The sequence below is a fragment of the Amycolatopsis sp. genome, assembly GCF_036008905.1.
Classification (GTDB): domain Bacteria; phylum Actinomycetota; class Actinomycetes; order Mycobacteriales; family Pseudonocardiaceae; genus Amycolatopsis.
The window spans coordinates 1-16,423 of record NZ_DASYMU010000129.1 but is presented as its reverse complement, the minus strand read 5'-3'; the positions used below and the strand labels follow the sequence as shown (position 1 = coordinate 16,423).

Sequence of the window (16,423 nt, the reverse complement as noted above, 5' to 3'; positions counted from 1 at the left end):
AATCATCAGATAATGTGCGATCATGAAGAAGTGAAAAGTGCGGAACGGCAACGGGTCATCGTCGAGCGGCTCAGGGAAGCCCCTCAAGTCGCGGTGACCGAACTCGCCCATGCCACCGGGGCTTCGGAAATGACCGTGCGCCGGGACCTCGACGCGCTCGCCGCGTACGGCGTCCTGCGCCGCGTCCACGGCGGCGCCATCCCGGCCTCGCCTACCGGGGTCGAACCGCCCTTCGAGGCGCGGACGACGTCGGCGAGCACGGCGAAACAAGCCATCGCCGCCGCCACCGTCTCGCTGATCCGTGACGGCGAGACGATCGTGCTCGACAGCGGAACGACCGCGCTCGAGGTCGCCCGCCTGCTGCGGGGCCGCTCGGTCACCGTCATGCCGCTGTCGCTGCATGCCGCCCGTGAGCTCCTCGACGCTCCGGACGTCCGCATGCTGCTGCCAGGAGGCGAACCCCGCCCGGGTGAACTCGCGATGGTCGGGCCGCTCGCGCTCGCTTCGCTGCGGTCGCTGAGGTTCGACGTCGCCGTCCTCAGCCCGTGCGCGCTCAGTGTCGTGGACGGGCTCACCGCGTTCGACCTGGGTGACGCCGAGACCAAGCAGCAGGCGCTCGCGGTGTCCGCCCGCACGATCGTGCTGGCCGACGGCTCGAAATGGGGCCGGACCGCACTCGCCTACGTCTGCTCCGCCGACCGGCCGGACGTCATCGTCACCGACTCTTCTTCGTCACCGGACCAGCGTGCCGAACTGGCCGCCCGCGGTGTGCACGTCCACGTCGCCTGATCCCGAACCGATACCGCAGGAGCCCGCAGAGATGACCGACCGATCCGCCGCCCCGCCGCCCCGCGCGGCCCGCCTCGCCACCTGGACCTTCTTCGGCCTCAACGGTTTCGCCCTCGGCATGTGGGTGGTGCACATCCCGGTGATCGAGGCCGCGACCGGCATTTCCCACAGCACGCTGGGCGCGTTGCTGCTGGTGCTCGGCGGGGCGGCGTTCATCGGCATGCAGGTCTCCGGCCCGCTCGCCGACCGGTTCGGCCACCGGGTCGTCGTGCCCGCCGCCGGGGTCTTGCTCGGCCTGTCGCTGGTCGGCCCCGGCCTGGCCACGAACTGGTGGACGCTCGCTCTGGCGCTGGTGTTGTTCGGGCTCGGCAACGGCGCCCTCGACGTCGCGATGAACGCCCAGGCCGTCACTGTCGAACGCGTTTACCAGCGGCCGATCATGTCGGCGTTCCACGCCATGTTCTCGATCGGTGGCGCGGCGGCGGCCGCGCTGGGCGCGATCGTGCTGGGCACTGGGATCCGGACGTCGACGACGTTGACGGTGTGCGCCGCGGTCTGTGTCGGCGGTGCGTTGTTCGCCGGGCGCCATCTGATCGGCACCAAGGTGGACTCGGAGCCGGTGGAGGCCACGACTGAGCCCGCGACTCGGGTAGCGGCGCCGACGCGGCTCGTGTGGTTGCTGGGCTGCCTCGCGTTCGCGCTGATGCTGTCCGAAGGCGTCGCCAACGACTGGGCCGCGCTGCACCTGAAGGACGTCCTCGGCACTTCGCCGAGCACCGCGGCGCTGGCCTTCGGCGCGTTCTCGGTCGCCATGACGGCGGGCCGGTTCACCGCGGACCGCGTCACCGCGCTGGTCGGGCCGGTGGCGGTCGTCCGGTACGGCGCGGCGCTGGCCGGGCTCGGGCTGACCATCGCGGCGGCGTCGCCCTGGGTCGTGGTCGCGATCGTGGGCTGGGCGCTGTTCGGCGTCGGCCTGTCCGGATGTGTGCCGCAGCTGTTCTCCGCCGCGGGCAACCTCGACACGCGCGCGTCCGGCGCGCTCATGGCGAAGGTCGTCGGCCTCGGGTACCTGGGCCTGCTCGCGGGGCCCGCGGTGATCGGCGGGCTCACCCACTGGATTCCGCTCAACGTCGCGTTCATCCTGCCGATCGTGCTGTGCGGGGTCGCCGCGGTGGGCGCGTCGGTGCTCACGCCGCGGACGGAAAAAGCGCAGCTTCCGAGTTGACCCCGGGTGTGGACTTGGGGAGGGTGACTGGGGGAAGGTACTGCGATGGGCAGCGATGAGGTTCGTGACGACGTTCCGTTGACCAACCTCGACCAGCCGCTGTTCGACGGCGCCGACGCGACCAAGCGTGACCTCGTCGACTACCTCGACGCCGTCCACGACCGGATCATCCCCGAGTTGCGCGATCGGCCGTTGTCGGTCATGCGGGTGTTGCGGGGCCGGGCGCCGTTCATGCAGAAGAACGTCCCGAAGTACACGCCACCCTGGGTGCGGACGCTGCCGCTGTGGGCCGAGGCGTCGAAACGCGAAGTGTCCTACGCGGTCTGCGACGACCGCCGGACGCTGCTGTGGCTCGCCAACCAGCGCGCGGTGGAGTACCACCCGCCGTTGGTGCGCGCCGGCGACTGGGAGCATCCGACGTACCTGGTGCTCGACCTCGACCCGCCCGAAGGGGAGACGTTCTCGCTCGCCGTCGGCGCGGCGCATCTGGTGCGTCAGGCGCTGGCGGATTCCGGGCTGTCGGGCGCGGTCAAGACCAGCGGGGCCAAGGGCGTGCACGTGTTCGTGCCGCTCGATGGTGAGGTGACCGGTGAGGAAGCCGCCGCGGCCACGCGGGCGATCGCGGCGCGGGCCGAGCGGATCGACCCGGTGCTCGCGACGACGGCGTACATCGTGGATGACCGTCACGGCAAGGTGTTCCTCGATTCGACCCGCGCCGGGGGAGCGACGGTGGTCTCGGCGTACAGCCCGCGTCTGCGTCCGGGCGCACCCGTGTCGTTCCCCGTGTCGTGGGACGAGATCGACAACGTGTCGCCGCGGGACTTCACGCTCCACACCGCCGTCGACCTTCTCGGCGGCCGCGACCCGTGGGCCGAGGCCATGCCCGAGCCCCAGCGCCTCAGCGCCGACCTCGTCGAGGAGGGCCGCGCCATCCCGGTCGCCCGCGTCCAGGCCATGCACGAGGGCAAACGCCGCGCCCGCGCCCGCCGCACCGCCGAAGAGACCCCGTAACCGCGCAACACGCCAGACGCGCGACACGGTGTTTCCCGTTTGTGAGGTGGGTGTATAATATCCTATACGGGGTGGGGAGGGCGAGATCGAGGTGGGGAAAGTGAAAAAGGGCACGTAGGGCGGCCGGGAGGGGGAGTGTCGGCGAGACTGCGTAGTTGTGACCTTGGGCGTGTTGATCTTCCTGTTGGTGGCCGGCGTCGGGGCCGGGCTCGTCGGTTCGGTGGCCGGGCTGGCGTCGCTGGTGTCGTACCCGGCGTTGCTGCTCGCGGGACTGCCGCCGATCATGGCCAACGTGACCAACACCGTCGCCATGCTCGGGACCACGTTCGGGGCCGCCGCGGGTTCGCGGCCCGAACTGTCGGGTCAGCGTGGACGGCTGCTGCGGTTGTGCGTGATCACCGCCGTCGGCGGCGCTTTCGGCGGGTTCCTGTTGCTCGTGACCCCGCCGGGCGCGTTCACCACGGTGGTGCCGTGGCTGATCAGCGGCGCGTCGATCCTGCTGCTGGCCGGTCCGCGCCTGCGCGCGGCGGGGGAGCGCGCGGACGCGGCCGGGCTGGGGCGAGGGCGTGCTGGATCACGAATCCCATCGAACAGAGCCACAAGACACGCCCTCACCGGGATCGCCGCGTTCGGGGTCGCGGTGTACGGCGGGTACTTCGGGGCGGCGGCGGGCGTGTTGATGCTCGCGTTGCTCTCGACGGTGTGGACGCAGTCGCTGGCCAGGACCAACGCGGCCAAGAACATCGCCACCGGAGCGGCGAACCTGATCGCCGCGGTGGTGTTTTCCTTCACCGGCAAGGTTTATTGGCCCGCCGCGGTGATGCTGTGCGTGGGTTCGGCGCTCGGCGCCTGGATCGGGCCGATGATCGTCCGGCGGCTGCCCGCCGGGCCGCTTCGGATCGGGATCAGCGTCGCGGGACTCGGTCTTGCCGGGGTACTCGCCTGGCAGGCTTTCGCCTGACGGCTCATCGGCTGGGAGGGAAAGCCGCCAAGGGCGGGCTTTCGCCGAGATAGAACTCCATCGCCGAGCGAACCAATTCCTCGAGGGTGAGAAAACCGTCGGCGTCGCGATCAAGTTTCGCGAACGCGGCGACGGCGTCGGATTCACCGGCGCTGTACCAACTCTCCATCAGCCGGACGTACTCGCCCAGGTCGAGTTTCCCGTCGCCGTCGGCGTCCGCCGCTTTGACGACGTTTTCCAGGAGTATCCGGTAAACGCGGTCGAACTCGGCCGGATCGGCGAGTACCTCTTCCGTGAACGCGGCGATGAATTCGTCCTGACTGATCCGGCCGTTGTGGTCGACGTCGGCATGCCGGGCGAGGATTTCCCAGAGCTGACGGCAGGATTCTTCCAGTGCAAGCTGTTCCGGTGCGTTCACCGGCCGCCCGAACGCTTCACCGAGCCGCCGGGCGGAGGTTTTGAGATCGGAAAGTTCGAGAAAGCCGCTGTTGTCACGATCCCAATGCCGGAAACGCAGGGCGAGCGCTCGGGCCTGAACTTCGGGATCCGGCACAGTGACCTCCACAGCCATGGTTCGCTTCGGGGCTTGCTCAGTTGTTCCTAACGCAGCCCGTGCGCGAAGGCCATATGGCGTAGTGAACTTGCCACAAATGGAGCAGCTCGGTCTTGATCGGATTCCGTCGTGCGCCGCCCTGGGCACCTTGGCGCGCCAGCCGGCTCTTCAGGCCGTAAACCCACCCGTGGATACGCGTACCGCCGTCGCCGAACGGGCCGACGACGTCGCTCAGTCGACCATCCGGACGTCGATCTTCGGGCTGTAGGTCTTCTGGCGGCCCCACCCGTACTCGGCGCCCATCTTGAGCTGGATCGTCCGATCCGACGGAGCCCAGTAGCCGGTCCGCACGAAGTAGTTGTCGAAGGTGCACAAGCGCGCGCACGACTTCTTCGCGACGGTTTCCCAGCCCCATTGCCGCCCGCTGGCTTCGACGCCGTTGCGGAGCACGGTCAGCCGCGGATTCCCGATCTCCTTGCTGTATGTCGACCCCTCGGCGACATACAGCACCCCGTCGATCTTGTAGAACCGTCCGTCGTGCAACAGGGAGACCTGGCCCGCTATCTCGATACCGACTCTGCCGCCGCGAGCTCCTGGCAACGTCCAGCGAAGGCAGAATTCCTGGACCGGTATCTCGGTGGCCTGTGTCATGGCTGACCGTCATCCTCGCTTTCGGGGCGCGAATTCCGCGGGTAATCGACAACGTTAGGGATCGGCGGTGTCCGGGAAAAGGCTTCCGGTGTCTTTTCACTCTAAAAGGTAGCCGGATCACTTATTGCCTTTTCCGCATGGAATCGGCTGGTCCGGTGGTGGATGTCCGCCCCGGATCGCGGCTGGATCCACTCCAGGACAACAGTTTCAGCCGATGTTCAGGATCTGCTCATCTGAGGATCACCGAGGGAGAAGGGACGCCGGACGAGTGTCATGGTGCTCCCACTCCGGCCGTGAGGCCGATTCGAAAGGACCCCGATGAGTGACACTCCGGAAACGCCGGACGAACGCCGTGGCATGACCCGGCGGCGGCTGCTCGGTTCCGCCGCCGCGGCCGGTGGTCTCGCCGCCGCCTCGCTCGCGTTGCCGCCCAACGTCCGCAAGGCGCTGGCGTCCCCGCCGCCGGAGAACGGGCGGATCAGCGACGTCAAGCACGTCGTCATGCTGATGCAGGAGAACCGCAGCTTCGACCACTATTTCGGGACCCTGTCAGGAGTTCGTGGCTTCGGGGACCCGCACGCGGCCCGGCTTCCCGATGGTCGATCGGTGTTCTATCAGCCGGACCCGGCCAACCCGGACGGCTACCTGCTGCCGTACCACCTGGACACCCGGACCACCTCGGCACAGGCGATCCCCTCGATGAGTCACGAGTGGACAGTGCAGCACCAGGCTTGGAACAACGGCAAAATGGACAATTGGCTGCCGGCGCACATGGCGTCCGACGGCGCCGCCGGTCCTTACACGATGGGCTATTTCACCCGCGACGACATCCCGTTCCAGTACGCTCTCGCCGACGCGTTCACCGTTCTCGACGGATATCACTGTTCGGTGCTCGGCCCCACCGGCCCGAACCGGCACATGTGGATGGCGGGCACCATCGACCCGGACGGGGTCGCGGGTGGCCCGTCGCTGACCACGGGCGCGCCCAACGGCGCCTACTCGTTCAAGACCTATCCCGAACGGCTGACCGAGGCCGGGGTGAGCTGGAAGATCTACCACCAGCCGGGTTCGGTGACCGGGCTGGCCGCGATCCAGCACATCGCCCAGTACTTCAACGCGAAGCCCGGTTCGGACCTGTTCGAGAAGGCGATGAACCCGCAGCCGCTCGGGCAGTTCGAGTACGACGCCAAGAACGACAAGCTGCCCACCGTCAGCTGGATCCTGCCGCCGTCGGGCTTCGATGAGCACCCGGCCGGGCTGCCCGCGGCCGGCGCCACGTTCGTGGCGGGCAAGATCGACGCCATCGCGGCCAACCCGGAGGTGTGGGCGAAGACGGCGTTCATCCTTTCCTACGACGAAAACGACGGCATGTTCGATCACGTCGTCCCGCCGACACCGGAGCCCGGAACGCCCGACGAGTTCGTGACCAAGACGTCGGTGACCGGGGTGTACGGTGGCGGACTGCCCGTCGGGCTGGGTTTCCGGGTGCCGGCGATCATCGTCTCGCCGTGGACGGCCGGGGGCTGGGTGTGTTCGGAGACCTTCGACCACACTTCGCAGCTGCGGCTCCTCGAACGGGTCACCGGGGTCGCCGAGACGAACATCAGCGACTGGCGCCGCCGGACCGTCGGTGACCTGACCTCGGCCTTCCGGTTCCACGACGCGACGAAGCACGCGCCGGTGCTGCCGGACACGCTGGGTCAGTACAACCTCGCGCAGTTCGAGGCGAGCCAGTTGCCGCTGCCGACCGTGCCCACCACGCGGCAAAGCCTGCCGCGGCAGGAACCGGGTCACCGCCCGCAGGTCGGCTAACGCGCCAAATGCGGCGTGCTCGGGGATGCCCTGAACGACGCGTTCAGGGCGTTGAGTGACATGAACGCGTCGTTCAGAGCGTCGCCGGTCAGCCGTGCGGTTGGGGTCACGACGCGGCGCGCTTTCTCGCGAAAGTGCCTCTCTGGCAGGGGCCGCGTGACCCGCCAGCTGGAGTGAAAATTTCCACCGCTCACGATGGCCCGCCAGGGCCCAGAAGCAGTCGAGGAGATGGCGAAGGCCGGGCACCGTCCATCCAAAATGGTCAGTGCCCGGCGACGTTGGTGTGCCTCAGGCGCGCGAGAGCTCGACGACCGGGATGACCCGCGTCGTCTTGGTCTCGTATTCGGCGAACTGCGGGTACGCGGTGGCCTGCTTGGTGTAGATCGCGTCGCGCTCGGTGCGGTCCTCGATCACCTTCGCGGTCACCTCGAAGGTCTCGGGGCCGACCTCGACGGTGGTCTTCGGGTGCGCCTGGAGGTTGTGGAACCAGGCGGGGTTCTCGGGGGCGCCGCCCTTGCTGGCGAAGATGTAGATCTTGCCGTCCTCGGGCAGGTACATCAACGGCGCGATGCGCTCGGTGCCGGACTTCGCGCCGACGTGGTGCACGAGGATCATCGGGGCGCCTTCGAACATGCCGCCGACCTTGCCCTCGTTCTCCCGGAACTCCTTGATGACGCCGCCGTTGAAGTCGACCGGTTCAGACATGTGCGACCTTTCGAAAAGGGGATACTTGAATGTGAAACTACCGTGACTTTGGTGATGCGCCAACATATCACGCCGGAGTGTCCTAAGTGGACTCAGAGAGGCTTTCGAGCCGCCCGCGCAGGAAGGTGCGTTCGGGGGCGTTTTCGGCGCGGGTGATCGCTTCCCCGTAGGCCTGGGCGGCTTCACCGGGACGGCCGAGCCGGCGGAGGAGATCGGCCCGGATGGCGTGGAACAGGTGATACGACTCGAGATCCAGGTCGTCGACAAGGGAGAGCGCGGCGGCCGGGCCGTCGACTTCGGCGACGGCGACAGCGCGGTTGAGCGCCACGACCGGGGTCGGGGTGAACCTCAGGAGCTGGTCGTACAACGCCAGGACCTGGACCCAGTCGGTCGACGGCCCGTCGCTGTGGACGGCGTTGATCGCGGCCTGGATCTGGTACGGACCGGGCCGGTCGCGCCGCAGGCACTCCCGGACGATCGCCTGTCCCTCCGCGACGAGGCCGCGATCCCACTTGCCGCGGTCCTGGTCGGCCAGCAGTACGACCTCGCCGCCGGGCGAACTGCGCGCGGCCCGGCGCGACTCGATGAGCAGCATCAACGCGAGCAGTCCCAGCACTTCGGGCTCGTCGGGCATGAGCTCGGCCAGCAGCCTGCCGAGCCGGATGGCCTCCGCGCAGAGGTCTTCGCGGACGAGCCGATCACCCGAGCTGGCCGTGTAACCCTCGTTGAAGACGAGGTAGACGACGGCGAGCACCGGCCGGAGGCGGTCGGGGAGTTCGGCCTCACTCGGGACGCGGTAAGGGATTCGCGCGTCGCGGATCTTGCCCTTGGCCCGGACCAGCCGCTGCGCCATGGTCGGTTCGGGCACCAGGAACGCGTGCGCGATCTCGGGCGTCGTGAGCCCGCCCAGCAGCCGGAGCGTGAGCGCGACCCGGGCGCCCGCGGCGAGCGCGGGGTGGCAGCAGGTGAAGATCAGGCGCAGCGTGTCGTCGCGCACGGCACTCTCCTCGGCCGGTTCGGCACCGGCGTGCAGCAGTGCCGCCTGGGCGTGCCTGTCTTCACGGGACGCCTCCTTGCGCAGCCGGTCGATCGCCCGGTTCCGCGCGGTGGTGATGATCCACCCGGCCGGGCTCGGTGGCACGCCGTCGGACGGCCACCGGCGCACGGCCTCGGTGAACGCGTCCTGGACCGCTTCCTCGGCGATGTCGATATCGCCGAAGACGCGGACCAGGACCGCCACCGCCCGGCCGTACTCCCGGGCGAAGATCCGATCGATCACCGCGGGGATTCGTCGTGGAACGGCCTGACTTCGACGGGCAGCGTGGTCGCCGCGGCGAGCTGGCGTCCCCACTTGAGGGCGGTGTCGAGGTCGGCCACGTCGATGATGGTGAACCCGCCGAGGTGTTCCTTGCCCTCGGTGAACGGCCCGTCGGTCATGAGGACCTCGTCGTTCTTGGCCAGCACCACCGTCGCCGTGCTCGGTTCGTGGAGGCCGCCGGAGAACACCCAGGCGCCGGTGGCCCGGAGTTCGCGCTGGAACACCTTGAGATCCCGCATGATCGGCTCGAGAAACTCGGGCGAAGGAGCGGGGCCGTCGGGCTGGTAGATGCTGAGCAGGTACTGGGTCATGTCGTGTCCCTCCTTGGTGGGCTTGCACCCTCTACACGAACGGCGTCCGGCCGGATCGACACTTCCGTCCCAGATCTTTCAGGAAGTTTCTCTGACGCGCTCGGCCAGGAACTCCTGCTCGGCGGAGTTGCCGCTGAGCGCCAGCGCCGCCTGGTAGGCCTCGGCCGCCTCCGCGTCGCGGCCGAGCCGGCGCAGCAGGTCCGCCTTGGTCGCGGGCAGGTAGTGGTAACCGGCCAGGCGGCCGTCGTGTTCGAGCGCCTCGACCTCGGCGAGCGCGGCTGCCGGTCCGTCGACCATCGACACCGCCACCGCGCGGTTGAGCGCGACGACCGGCGTCGGCCAGACCCGCAGCAGCGCGTCGTACAGCTTGAGGATCTGCGGCCAGTCGGTCTCGTCGTAGCTCGGTGCCTGCGCGTGCAGCGCGGCGATCGCGGCCTGCAGGGTGAACCGGCCCGGTGCGCCCGCGGTCAGCGCGGCGACGACGAGCCTGTCGGCTTCGGCGATCGACGTGGTGTCCCACCGGGAACGGTCCTGCTCGTCGAGCCGCAGGAGCCTGCCGTGCGGGTCGGTCCGGGTGGCGCGGCGCGCGTGGTGGACCAGCAGCAGCGCCAGCAACCCGGCCACCTCCCGGTCGTCCGGGAGCAGCAGGCGCAGCAGGCGGGCGAGGTCGAGCGCGCGGCCGGTCAGTTCGTCGAGGACGAGGTCTTCGCCGGACCGCGCGGTGTGCCCGGTGGTGTAGAGCAGGTGGAGGACGGTCAGCACGGTGTCGACCCGCTCGGGCAGGTCGGCGGCCGACGGCACGGTGTACGGGATGCGTGCGGCGGTGATCTTCTTCTTCGCCCTGGTCAGCCGGGCGGCCATCGTCGGCTCCGCGACGAGGAACGCCCGCGCGATGTCCGGCGTCGTCACCCCGCACACCAGCCGCAGCGTGAGCGCGATCCGCGCCTCCGGGGCCAGTGCCGGATGACAGCAGGTGAAGATCAGCCGCAGCCGGTCGTCGGGGATCGTGTCGGGCTCGGGTGCTTCGGTGGTTTCGGGTTCGAGCAGCAGTGGCAGCTTGGTCGCGAGCGTCTGACGGCGGCGCAGGACGTTGAGCGCGTTGTTGCGCGCGGCTGTCGTCAGCCAGGCCCCGGGCCGGGCGGGCACGCCGTCGCGGGCCCACGTCGTCAGCGCCTGGACGTAGGCGTCCTGCACCGCCTCTTCGGCGGTGTCGAGGTCACGCGTGACCCGTACTGTCGCGGCGAGCACGTAGGCCCATTCGCGACGGTGCGCGCCGGCGACCGCTGCTTCGATCGGGTTCAGTTCTTCTCCAGCGCTAGTGCCGGACCTGCGGGCTGAGCAGGGCCAAGCCTAGTTCGCTGGCGACGTGGATCATCGACTTGCCGATCTTGTGGCTCGCGATCAGCCCGGCGTTGCGCAGGACCGAGGCGTGCTGGCTCGCCGTCGCCAGCGAGGTCTGGGTCCGGTAGGCGAGCTCACTGGTGTTGCAGTCGCCCTGCGCGACGGCTTCGAGCACCCGGGAGCGGGTTTCGCCGAGCAACGCCGACAGTGCGCCGAGATCCCGGCCGCCGGTGCTCAGCGGCCCCTGGTGGTCGATCGAGTAGACGAGCACCGGGGACAGCTCGGGGTTCTTGTAGGTGGTCGGCATGCCGTGGCAGAAGAAGGACGGGATGAGCCGCAGGCCGCGGCCGTCGAGGTGGAGGTCCTGCTCCACCGGGAAGTCCACCTCGAGCACCGGTGCCCGCCACCGCACGGACTTGTGCAACGTCGAGAGCAAAAGGTCCAGACCACCGGAGAGCAGCGCTTCGGCGCGCAGGGCCCTGTCCTTCGCGACCGTCCGCGTGATGTGGCTCCAGTGCGGCGCCAGGCACTGCCGGAAGTACTCCTGCGCCGCGGTGCCGAGACCGCGCAGCGCGCTGCTTTCCCCTTCGGCCATCCGGACGAGCCACGGCGGAATGCGGTTCCCCTGGACCGCGAATTCGCCGAGATCCCGGCGGAGCTCGGCTTCCGGCGTCCGGACCAGCGCGGAGGCGCCGTCGTGGATGTCCGGCGCCGAATCGGCCGGAGTGAGGAAATCCGGACAATAGCCATAAGCCGGGATGACGTCCATCAGCGCCTTGCCCGTCGCGGGAATGACGCTCCTGGACTCGTTGCGCCATTGGCCGTAGACGCGGCCGCCTTCCGGGCGGCGCAGACGATACGCGCTCGTCAGCACTTCCCACATCGGCTCGGCGCTCGCGGCGATCTTGATCCGGGCCAAATCCTTTTCGGTGAAGTGAATTTTCAACACCTGTACTGCCCCCAAGGCGACAACGTCGATAAGCGATCGTAGCCTTCGTTATTCGTGCCCGGGCAGTGACGCATGCCACCGATTCCCGACGTTTCGTTCCCATCCGAAACGTTCCCGGCGTTGTTGACGCCTCCTCTCCGGCGCTGGCAGGTTCGCGACGTGGCCAACTCACGTATCGGTGCGCGTTACCGGCTGCTCGGATCGGTTTCGGCGGAAACCGACGCCGGTCCGGTGCGCCTGGGGGGTCCCAAGCAGCGCACGGTGCTGGCCGCGTTGCTGTTGAACGCGAACCGGCCGGTGTCCGAGGACCAGCTGATCGATCTGCTCTGGGAGGACGCGCCGCCGTCGAGCGCGCGGGGACAGTTGCAGCTCCGGGTCTTCGAACTGCGGAAACTGCTCGGCCGCGAGGTGATCGTGCGCTCCGCGTCGGGTTACCTCATCGAGGTCCGGCCCGGTGAGCTGGATCTGCACGCCTTCCGCGACGGCGTCGCCAAGGCCCGCGCGTCGGGGCGGTCGCGGGAGAGTGTCGGCCTGCTTCGCGAAGCGCTGGAACTGTGGCATGGCAACGGATTGAGCGGCGTGACCGACGTACTCGCCCGGCGCGAGGGCCCGATGCTCGAAGAGCTGCGCATGACCGCGCGGGAGGAGTTGTTCGACGCGGAGATCGCCACCGGGCGCTGCGCCCATCTCATCGGCGAGCTGCGCCGGACGGCCGGAGAGTTCCCGTTCCGCGAACGGCTGCTGGCCCAGCTGATGACGGCGTTGAGCCGGTCCGGCCGGGTGCCCGACGCGCTCGACGTCTACGCGGAGACCCGGCGCAGGTTCGCCGCGGAACTGGGGATCGAACCGGGGAAGGCACTGCGGGATCTGCATGCCGGGATCCTGCGCGGCGGGAGCGTCCCGCACCGGAAGAGACCCTCGCGTCCCGCGGCGCTGCCCGCGCCGGCGCGCGGGTTCACCGGCCGCGCGCGTGAGCTGGACCTGCTGGACGAGCAGCTCGGTTCCGGGGAACCGGCGGCCGACATCTGGGTGATCACCGGGATCGGCGGGGTCGGGAAGACCGCGCTGGCGGTGGAATGGGCCTGCCAGGCGCGCGAGCGGTTCCCGGACGGCCAGCTGTACGTGGACCTCCGGGGCTTCGACGCGGACCGCGACCCGCTCGCTCCCGTGACTGTGCTCTCGCAGCTTCTGCGCTCGCTGGGCGTGGAGCCGCAACGGATTCCCGGCGAGCTCGACGAGCAGGCCGGGCTGTACCGGTCGCTGCTGTCGGACAGGCGGGTGCTGCTGATCCTCGACAACGCGCGCGACGCCGAGCAGGTGTGGCCGCTGCTGCCGCCCAGCGGGACCGTACTGGTGACGAGCCGGCACCGGCTTGGCGACCTGATGGTGTCGACCGGTGCGCGGTCGCTGCGCCTGGATGTGTTGCCCGCCAAGGACTCCCGCGCCCTCTTGGCCGCGCTGCTCGGTGCCGGTCCGGTGGCGGCCGAGTCCTTCGCCGCCGACGAGCTCGCGAGGTTGTGCGGCCATCTGCCGCTGGCCCTGCGGATCGCGGCGGCGAAGATCGGTGCGAACGCGGAACCCCGGATCGCCGGACTGGCCGAGGAACTCGCGTGTCACGGCGTCCTCGCCGGCCTGACGCTCGACGGTGCCGGCGAAAGCGCGGTGACCCGGGCGTTCGTGGCGTCCTACCGCACGCTCGCCCCCGCGCAGCGCAAACTGTTCCGGCTGCTCGGCTCGGTGCCCGGCACGGAGTTCACCGCGCGGACCGTCGCCAAGGTGACCGGCACGGCCCCGGACGAGGTGCTGCTCCGGCTCTGCCGCCTGGCCGCGGCGAGTGTCGTCGAGGAACTGGGCGGTGGCCGGTTCCGGCTGCACCGCCTGCTCCGCGAGTTCGCGCTCCGCCAGTACCGCGCCGACGAACCCGCGCTTCACGGGCCGCTCAGTCGGGTGGGTGGGTCGTGAGTGTTTACGAGTGTTAGAACACTCGTTGCCACTCACGACCCCCACGCGGCCACTGGACCTGCGGTGCCCTGAACGACGCGTTCCGGCTAGTTGGTGGTGGGGCGGCGGTGCAGGAGGCCGAAGGCCGACCACATGCTTTCGGCGTTTTCGATGGCGGCGCTGGTCCGCGCCGGGTCGATGGCCGCGAGCTGCGCGACCATCGCCTGGACGACGGCCATCCCGGCGGTCAGTGACGGGAAGAACGCGACACCCTCGGCCGGGACGAGCACCACTTCCTCGGTGGCGGCGGACAGGGCGGGGCTCGCCGCGTCGGTCACCGCGAACACCCGGGCGCCGCGCGATTTCGCCTGGTTGGCGGCGAGCACGGTGCTTTCGTAGAGCCGCCAGAAGCTGATCGCGATCAGGACGTCGTCCGGGCGGATGGCGGCCACCGAGTTCGCCAGTTCCGCGTCCCCGGCCGTCACCGCGACGACGTCGTAGCCGGCGAGACGCGCGTTGTGGGCGAAAGCGATGCCGACGGCCGCGTAGCTGCCGTCGGCGATGACGATGGTGCGGTGCGCGGCGGCGACCGCTTCGGCGATGGTCAGGATCGCGTCCTCGTCGAAGCGGCGGCTGAGGAGCGCGAGGCTGTCGAGGTCGCGGCGCAGGGACGCCGAGCCGGGGGAGTCCGAGTCGGCGCTGTGGTGCTCCGCGGCGACCTGGGGGGCGCTCAGCGACGAGAGGTACCGCGCGCGGAGTTCCTGCTGGAGCGCGGGCCAGCCGGCGAAGCCCAGCGCCTGCGCGGTGCGGGTCACGGTGGCGATGTTGACGCCCGCGAGCTGCGCCAGTTCGACCGTCGAGCCGAAGGTGGCCCGGCGCGGCTGGGACAACAGGACTTCGAGCACCGCCGCGGCTTTGGGCCGCAGGCCGCGCTCGGGTACCCGGGTGCGCAACCAGTCCTCGAAACCGTCGGCCGCGGCTGTCTCTGTCACGGTGTCTCTCCCTTGATCGAGAGTCACGATACGTGGTCTGTATGCGGCCCTGAACGTCAAGGTAACCGCTGTTCAGCCAGGTCGTAAGCGAGCGTTGCGCGCGCAGTATCCGTGACTGAGATCCGGCTATTCGTCGCGCTTGCGGAGCGCGTCTAGCTGCCGCCGTAGGTCGTCCAGGTCCCACCGCGCGTGTCCGCCGGGGGTGACGACAGCCGGGGTAACCATCTCCTGTTGCCACCATCGTACGAGGGTGCCGCGATCGACCCCGAGCGCCTGCGCGGCAACTCCGGTCGGCACGAGCTTCGGCGACATGATCAAGACGCTTGCACACGGATGCGTCGTATGCCCCTGACCTGCGACGTTTGCCACGATTACCTACGAATGCAACGATTACCAAATGACACAACTTGAGCACACAGGGCCACACGATCGGCTAGCGCGGGTACGGGCGCCTGAGTCGGCGCGCAAGGGCAGGGCCGAACCGAAGGACGTGCGCGCGTGGACGGCGACAGATGTCGAGGTTCGGACGTGTTTCCACTGCAAGGTGACCTACGTCAACGCGGGGTACGCCTACCGGTGCGAGCACTGGCACGAGGGGCTTTAGAGCGCGAACTGAATGACGGTCAGCTTCGTGTGCGTGGCCTGTGTCGACGTGTCGGCTCCGGCTGTCACTTCGGACCTGAGTTTGAACACGGTGGTACCCGCGCTCGCGATCACTCCATCCCAGTGTTGTCCGATGCATGCGCGCAGAGTGTTGCTGATGGCTTGTTCGTTTTGAACAACGCCGCCGACACTCAGCCTTCCTACGAACGTGTCACCGATCGTGGTCTGTGCAACGTCGAATGAGGCGAACGCGACCCACAGCGTGTTGGGGACCGTCGTCACGATGTTCATCGACGTTCCGGCGATGTCCGTCTGGCCACCCGCCGTCTGGTTGCTGCTGGCGAGCGCCCTATTGATCTTGATGGTGCCGTTGACGAGCGCGTTGAGGATCGCGGCCGTGAGGTCCATACCCGCCGAGACGGTCATGATGTTCTCCGATCTAGTAGGCGAGCGTCGCCCGGCGGGCAACGTGGACTTCAGCGCCGGACAACTGCGCCTTCGTGACGCCGTTCGTCGAGCGGGTCACTGTGAAGGTCTGCGGACTGGACGCGCCGGAAATGTTGGTGCACAACATGTTCTCGCCTGCGACCGTGATCGGGATCGACACCGCGCCGGTCTTCCACAAGTCAGTGACGATCGTCGTTGTGACCGACAGGGACGTAGCCGAGGAGCTGTAGCCGGTCGCCAGGACCGACGAACCACTGTCCACTTTGTCCATCGCCGTCACGTCGAGCCGGACAGTCGCGTAGGGCGACTCCGGCGAACAGTTGAACGTGATGTTGTGTGAGAACGAGTTGATCGTTTCCTTGTACCCCTGGACAATCTGGCTGATCTGATTCGGGTCGCCCCCGGCGCGCGGGTTGTCGATCGTGAGCCGGTCGCCGATGTCGACGGCGAGCGAGTCCAGGAACAGTTGGCGATCGAAGGTGAGCAGGTTGACCCCGATCGACGGGTATCGATCTTCGTCAACCGTGCCGTTGAGCAGGAGCCAGGCCGCCGCGTCCGGAAGCTGGCTGTCGGCGTAGAGGTTCTGCGTGCTCTCGGCGTCGTAGCGCCCGACACCGCGCGCGTCGAACGGTGACGAGACCGAGAGCGGACCGGTCGTCTGCTCGACACGGATGCTGGAGCCGTTTTTGCGGGTGAGCTTGATGCCGTTCCGGAGGCTCTGATCGTCCGGGATCGGCTCGAACGGCGCGGCTACATGCTCTGCGGCGTAGTCGAGCGCGAGCCGGGGAACCTGGCTGTACAACGAGTTCCGGGC

At 68.8% G+C, this 16,423-nt stretch carries 17 protein-coding genes; 6 read left to right on the top strand and 11 right to left on the bottom strand.

All coding sequences use genetic code 11. From position 1 onward, the window contains the following. Positions 1-30: 30 nt before the first annotated feature. From VGP60_RS22610 to VGP60_RS22595, 4 genes are all read left to right on the top strand, one after another. Positions 31-789: a DeoR/GlpR family DNA-binding transcription regulator gene (locus VGP60_RS22610; protein WP_327550057.1), complete on the top strand. Its 759-nt coding sequence runs from the start codon at positions 31-33 to the stop codon at positions 787-789. A gap of 31 nt (positions 790-820) precedes the next feature. Then, positions 821-2,014: an MFS transporter gene (locus VGP60_RS22605; protein ID WP_327550056.1), complete on the top strand. Its 1,194-nt coding sequence runs from the start codon at positions 821-823 to the stop codon at positions 2,012-2,014. Positions 2,015-2,059: 45 nt separating this feature from the next. Then, positions 2,060-3,025, top strand: a complete 966-nt coding sequence (gene ligD / locus VGP60_RS22600; protein ID WP_327550055.1) for a non-homologous end-joining DNA ligase — start codon at positions 2,060-2,062, stop codon at positions 3,023-3,025. 157 nt (positions 3,026-3,182) lie between these two features. Then, the gene (locus VGP60_RS22595; RefSeq protein WP_327550054.1) at positions 3,183-3,986 is read left to right on the top strand and encodes a sulfite exporter TauE/SafE family protein; all 804 of its coding nucleotides are present in this window, start codon (positions 3,183-3,185) and stop codon (positions 3,984-3,986) included. Positions 3,987-3,990: 4 nt separating this feature from the next. On the opposite strand, the gene VGP60_RS22590 is transcribed toward VGP60_RS22595, so the two are convergent. Continuing rightward, positions 3,991-4,557 carry an EF-hand domain-containing protein gene (locus VGP60_RS22590; RefSeq protein ID WP_327550053.1) on the bottom strand — a complete coding sequence of 189 codons (567 nt, stop codon included), beginning with the start codon at positions 4,555-4,557 and terminating at the stop codon, positions 3,991-3,993. A gap of 213 nt (positions 4,558-4,770) precedes the next feature. Further along, on the bottom strand, positions 4,771-5,190 hold the full coding sequence (locus VGP60_RS22585) for a hypothetical protein (protein WP_327550052.1): 420 nt from the start codon (positions 5,188-5,190) through the stop codon (positions 4,771-4,773). Positions 5,191-5,508: 318 nt separating this feature from the next. Here VGP60_RS22585 and VGP60_RS22580 point away from each other — a divergent pair, with 318 nt between their 5' ends. Beyond that, on the top strand, positions 5,509-7,002 hold the full coding sequence (locus VGP60_RS22580) for an alkaline phosphatase family protein (RefSeq protein ID WP_327550051.1): 1,494 nt from the start codon (positions 5,509-5,511) through the stop codon (positions 7,000-7,002). Between the two features lie 288 nt (positions 7,003-7,290). Here the strand turns inward: VGP60_RS22580 and VGP60_RS22575 are convergent, their stop codons facing one another. The 5 genes from VGP60_RS22575 to VGP60_RS22555 form a co-directional block, all read right to left on the bottom strand. Next, complete coding sequence (locus tag VGP60_RS22575) at positions 7,291-7,707, bottom strand: nitroreductase family deazaflavin-dependent oxidoreductase (protein WP_327550050.1); 417 nt, start codon at positions 7,705-7,707, stop codon at positions 7,291-7,293. A gap of 82 nt (positions 7,708-7,789) precedes the next feature. Beyond that, positions 7,790-8,986 carry an RNA polymerase sigma factor gene (locus VGP60_RS22570; RefSeq protein ID WP_327550049.1) on the bottom strand — a complete coding sequence of 399 codons (1,197 nt, stop codon included), beginning with the start codon at positions 8,984-8,986 and terminating at the stop codon, positions 7,790-7,792. Further along, the gene (locus VGP60_RS22565) at positions 8,983-9,336 is read right to left on the bottom strand and encodes a YciI family protein (protein WP_327550048.1); all 354 of its coding nucleotides are present in this window, start codon (positions 9,334-9,336) and stop codon (positions 8,983-8,985) included. Before VGP60_RS22565 ends, VGP60_RS22570 begins: the two co-directional genes overlap by 4 nt. A 78-nt stretch (positions 9,337-9,414) precedes the next feature. Beyond that, positions 9,415-10,584 (bottom strand): RNA polymerase sigma factor, encoded by a 1,170-nt coding sequence (locus VGP60_RS22560; protein ID WP_327550047.1) that lies wholly within the window; start codon positions 10,582-10,584, stop codon positions 9,415-9,417. A gap of 67 nt (positions 10,585-10,651) precedes the next feature. Continuing rightward, the gene (locus VGP60_RS22555) at positions 10,652-11,626 is read right to left on the bottom strand and encodes a winged helix-turn-helix domain-containing protein (RefSeq protein WP_327550046.1); all 975 of its coding nucleotides are present in this window, start codon (positions 11,624-11,626) and stop codon (positions 10,652-10,654) included. Between the two features lie 159 nt (positions 11,627-11,785). On the opposite strand from VGP60_RS22555, the gene VGP60_RS22550 reads away from it, so the two are divergent. Further along, positions 11,786-13,588 carry an AfsR/SARP family transcriptional regulator gene (locus VGP60_RS22550; protein WP_327550045.1) on the top strand — a complete coding sequence of 601 codons (1,803 nt, stop codon included), beginning with the start codon at positions 11,786-11,788 and terminating at the stop codon, positions 13,586-13,588. An 86-nt stretch (positions 13,589-13,674) separates the two neighbouring features. On the opposite strand, the gene VGP60_RS22545 is transcribed toward VGP60_RS22550, so the two are convergent. The 4 genes from VGP60_RS22545 to VGP60_RS22530 form a co-directional block, all read right to left on the bottom strand. Further along, entirely contained in the window at positions 13,675-14,559 is an 885-nt protein-coding gene (locus tag VGP60_RS22545; protein ID WP_327550044.1) for a MurR/RpiR family transcriptional regulator, read from the bottom strand. Positions 14,560-14,685: 126 nt separating this feature from the next. Further along, positions 14,686-14,871, bottom strand: a complete 186-nt coding sequence (locus tag VGP60_RS22540) for a MerR family transcriptional regulator (protein WP_327550043.1) — start codon at positions 14,869-14,871, stop codon at positions 14,686-14,688. 288 nt (positions 14,872-15,159) lie between these two features. Continuing rightward, the gene (locus VGP60_RS22535; RefSeq protein WP_327550042.1) at positions 15,160-15,588 is read right to left on the bottom strand and encodes a hypothetical protein; all 429 of its coding nucleotides are present in this window, start codon (positions 15,586-15,588) and stop codon (positions 15,160-15,162) included. A 13-nt stretch (positions 15,589-15,601) separates the two neighbouring features. Further along, positions 15,602-16,423: hypothetical protein (locus tag VGP60_RS22530; protein WP_327550041.1), on the bottom strand; the 822-nt coding region annotated here is incomplete at its 5' end.

What these genes read in the sequence shown, in the direction of transcription:
- ligD (WP_327550055.1), top strand. Translation starts at nt 2,060, where the DNA reads ATGGGCAGCGATGAGGTTCGTGACGACGTTCCGTTGACCAACCTCGAC.
- VGP60_RS22565 (WP_327550048.1), bottom strand. Translation starts at nt 9,336, where the DNA reads ATGACCCAGTACCTGCTCAGCATCTACCAGCCCGACGGCCCCGCTCCT.
- VGP60_RS22575 (WP_327550050.1), bottom strand. Translation starts at nt 7,707, where the DNA reads ATGTCTGAACCGGTCGACTTCAACGGCGGCGTCATCAAGGAGTTCCGG.
- VGP60_RS22590 (WP_327550053.1), bottom strand. Translation starts at nt 4,557, where the DNA reads ATGGCTGTGGAGGTCACTGTGCCGGATCCCGAAGTTCAGGCCCGAGCG.
- VGP60_RS22580 (WP_327550051.1), top strand. Translation starts at nt 5,509, where the DNA reads ATGAGTGACACTCCGGAAACGCCGGACGAACGCCGTGGCATGACCCGG.
- VGP60_RS22605 (WP_327550056.1), top strand. Translation starts at nt 821, where the DNA reads ATGACCGACCGATCCGCCGCCCCGCCGCCCCGCGCGGCCCGCCTCGCC.
- VGP60_RS22535 (WP_327550042.1), bottom strand. Translation starts at nt 15,588, where the DNA reads ATGACCGTCTCGGCGGGTATGGACCTCACGGCCGCGATCCTCAACGCG.
- VGP60_RS22585 (WP_327550052.1), bottom strand. Translation starts at nt 5,190, where the DNA reads ATGACACAGGCCACCGAGATACCGGTCCAGGAATTCTGCCTTCGCTGG.
- VGP60_RS22540 (WP_327550043.1), bottom strand. Translation starts at nt 14,871, where the DNA reads ATGTCGCCGAAGCTCGTGCCGACCGGAGTTGCCGCGCAGGCGCTCGGG.